The 2,915-nt window shown below is 58.9% G+C and carries 4 protein-coding genes; 3 read left to right on the top strand and 1 reads right to left on the bottom strand.

The window, feature by feature from the left end:
* Positions 1-209: 209 nt before the first annotated feature.
* Positions 210-521, top strand: coding sequence for a hypothetical protein (locus tag J07HQW2_RS16570; protein ID WP_021056851.1), 312 nt, complete (start codon positions 210-212; stop codon positions 519-521).
* 66 nt (positions 522-587) lie between these two features.
* Here the strand turns inward: J07HQW2_RS16570 and J07HQW2_RS16565 are convergent, their stop codons facing one another.
* The gene (locus tag J07HQW2_RS16565; protein ID WP_048075367.1) at positions 588-932 is read right to left on the bottom strand and encodes a winged helix-turn-helix transcriptional regulator; all 345 of its coding nucleotides are present in this window, start codon (positions 930-932) and stop codon (positions 588-590) included.
* Between the two features lie 78 nt (positions 933-1,010).
* Between J07HQW2_RS16565 and merA the strand changes: the two genes are divergently transcribed.
* Positions 1,011-2,468: a mercury(II) reductase gene (gene merA / locus J07HQW2_RS16560; protein ID WP_021056849.1), complete on the top strand. Its 1,458-nt coding sequence runs from the start codon at positions 1,011-1,013 to the stop codon at positions 2,466-2,468.
* A 90-nt stretch (positions 2,469-2,558) separates the two neighbouring features.
* Positions 2,559-2,756 carry a DUF8129 domain-containing protein gene (locus J07HQW2_RS16555; protein WP_021056848.1) on the top strand — a complete coding sequence of 66 codons (198 nt, stop codon included), beginning with the start codon at positions 2,559-2,561 and terminating at the stop codon, positions 2,754-2,756.
* Positions 2,757-2,915 lie beyond the last annotated feature (159 nt).

Raw genomic sequence — 2,915 nt, 5'->3', positions numbered from 1 at the left:
ACGAGCGCTGGCGAGCATCGAGCGCGTCAGCGACGACCTACAGGAGAAAGTCGAGCAGTTCGAAGAGCGAGAGGACGCGCTGCGTGAACGGTTCCAAGAGGCGATGGGCTAAGAGCAGTCGGAAAGAAGATTCGCCAAGCGTGCTTCCGTTCCAGCGGCTGGAATCCACTGCTGACAGTATTAAGTGAGTAGGGGCGTACCCAGAGACCATGTCTATTGAGCATAATCCGACCCTCGACGCGCGAGAGCCACAGCAGGGGGATATAGAGACCTTTGAAGAGTTGGAGCCTGGTGACTCGGTCAAATTCTTTGAGTGGCCCGTCGAGCCATTGACCGTCATCGGCTGGGAAGAAGACGACAATGTCGGGAAGCGGGTAAGAGTAGAAGCAGAAGGAGGCGAGTCGTTTCTATATCAGGTAAACGGCCACCTCTGGCACTATGTGTCTGAGGACGAATTGGAAGCGGAGAGCAATCCCTTCCCAGTCCAGAACCTCGTTATACTCGAATCTCCCGAGGCCTAACCAAGATCAGGGGGAGTTCCATCGAAGAACGTTCCCCTCTTTTCTCTTTACCTGAACTTCCGTATCTCAGCTGTTTTCTGTTGCCCACTCGAGTAATGGTTCCAGTCGTAATCGAATCTCGTCGCCATCGGCGGTCAACGCGTACTCGACACGTGGCGGGATTTCGTTGTACTGCGTCCGTGAGACAAGCCCAGCCTCCTCAAACTCGTCGAGACGCTTTGAAATTGTAGACGTGCTCGCAGTCGGGAGGTGCTCCTCGATTTCTGCGAACCGCAGTGAATCGTGAGCGCCGATGATGCTGACGAGTTGCATCGCGTATTTCCGGCTCAAGGTGTCGATGACGCCCGTGAGCGGACAGTAGCACGTCCCGTCAACATCACACGCAGGCGCTGATGAAGTGGTATCTGCCATAGCTTTGCGGCCTCCAACCTACTCCATAGCTTCGGACTCTGGAGTATAAGAACTTCCCGTCGTAAAGTATAGTCATATATGACCAGCACGTCTGACTATGATCTCGTGATTCTCGGCGGTGGCGCCGCAGCCTTCGCCGCAATCACAGAAGCAAGCCGTCGAGATCTCTCGACGGCGATGGTGAACACGGGCCTGCCGATTGGCGGGACCTGCGTGAACGTCGGCTGTGTCCCGAGCAAGCATCTTCTTGCGTTGGGTGACCAGGCAGCCACACCGCAGGAGAATCCGTCTGAGGCAGTCCAGTACAGCGATGGCGAACCGACCGTCGACTGGGCGGCCGCACTGGACGGCACCGACGAACTGGTCGAGCGATTCCGGCAGGAGAACTACGTCGACGTCGCCGAGCACTTCGACACCGACATCTACGAAGGCTACGGCGAGCTGGTCGATGATACAACCATCGAGGTTGTCGACGGCGCCGACGAAGGAGCACGCATCACCGGGGCGAAGGCACTCGTCGCAACCGGAAGCTCGCCGTGGGCGCCGTCTATCGATGGTCTCGACGGCGTCGACTACTACACGAGCGAGACCATCCTCAAGGAGCGGGACCTCCCCGAGAGCATCGTGATCATCGGGGGTGGCTACATCGCGCTCGAATGGGGGCAGATTATGCACCGCGTCGGCGTCGACGTGACCATCCTTCAGCGCTCCGACCGCGTGCTTTCGGGGATGGAAGGGCAGCTCGGTCGCGAGATGCAGCGCGCATTCGAGGAGGACGGCATCGAGGTGGTCACCGGCAACGACGTCCAGCGCGTTCGCACACCAGCAGCCGACGGTGGAGCCGAGTCGATACAGGCAGGCGTCGCTGTCGAAACAGCCGTCGACGGCACCGAGCAGACGGTGACCGGGGACGCACTATTCGTCGCGACCGGTGTTCAACCAAACAGCGAAGGAATCGGCCTGGAAACCGTGGGGGTTGAAACGAACGACGATGGGACGGTCCACGTCGACGAGCACTTCCAGACGACGAATCCTGACGTGTACGCCGCCGGCGACGTGATCGGCGAACCCGAGCTGGAGACGGTCGCCGCCAAGGAGGGAAATCACGCCGTCAAGAACGCCTTCGGGGACGAGGGCGTCAGCATCGACTACGATTCGGTTCCCGCAGTCGTCTTCACCAGTCCCGAGGTCGCCGCTGTCGGGACGACCGAACTGGAGTACATGGACGAACACGGCATCTGTTCGTGTCGGACCGTCCAGATGGAGGACGTGCCGCGAGCGAAAGCCGTCAAGAATACCGATGGCCTCGTTCAGGTCGTCAAACACCACGAGACCGACGAGATCGTCGGCGTCCACATGGTCGGCCCCCGGGCCGCCGATATGATCATGGAAGCGACGCTGGCCGTGAAGTTCGGCCTCACCGTCGACGACATCATCGACACCGTTCACCCGTTCCCCACGTTCTCCGAGGCGTTCAAACACGCCTGCCAGGCATTCCGACGAGATACATCGAAGATGAGCTGCTGTATCGAGTAACCGTCGGATTGGTTCAATAGATATCAGAGACGAGACGGCGATGCACAGAATGTCGTTTTTTCGGCCCTCAAGAGGCCGAGGGCCTCCAAAATGGAGACAACTGACGATGGAGAGAGTGACGAGTTTCCACCCGAGAAGCGCCTCGAAGCACCGAACCATCGACTGATCAAGGCCGGGATCGCGACGATCCCCGATATGGAAACCCTCCAAGAGTGTGTTGCCTACGAGAACGCCCACCAGAATCGAACGCAGATTCTGCGCCGGCTCAAGTGGAAGGCCGAAGAGTAATCTCTGTTCTTAACCAACACATTCCGCCTGAGTTCTCCTATTGTTGGTTAACAGACTGTGCCTCGGTTTTTCGAGCCCCTGAATAGGTGCGGGGCAGCCAGCAGCGGCCCCGCGAACCCAATCATGTCCATCGAGCTGAGCTCCAGCGCCAGCACTAAC

The organism is Haloquadratum walsbyi J07HQW2 (assembly GCF_000415985.1).
GTDB classification, from domain to species: domain Archaea; phylum Halobacteriota; class Halobacteria; order Halobacteriales; family Haloferacaceae; genus Haloquadratum; species Haloquadratum walsbyi_B.
The sequence above is the reverse complement of the archived record's forward strand: the minus strand, read 5'-3'. Positions and strand labels throughout refer to the sequence as shown.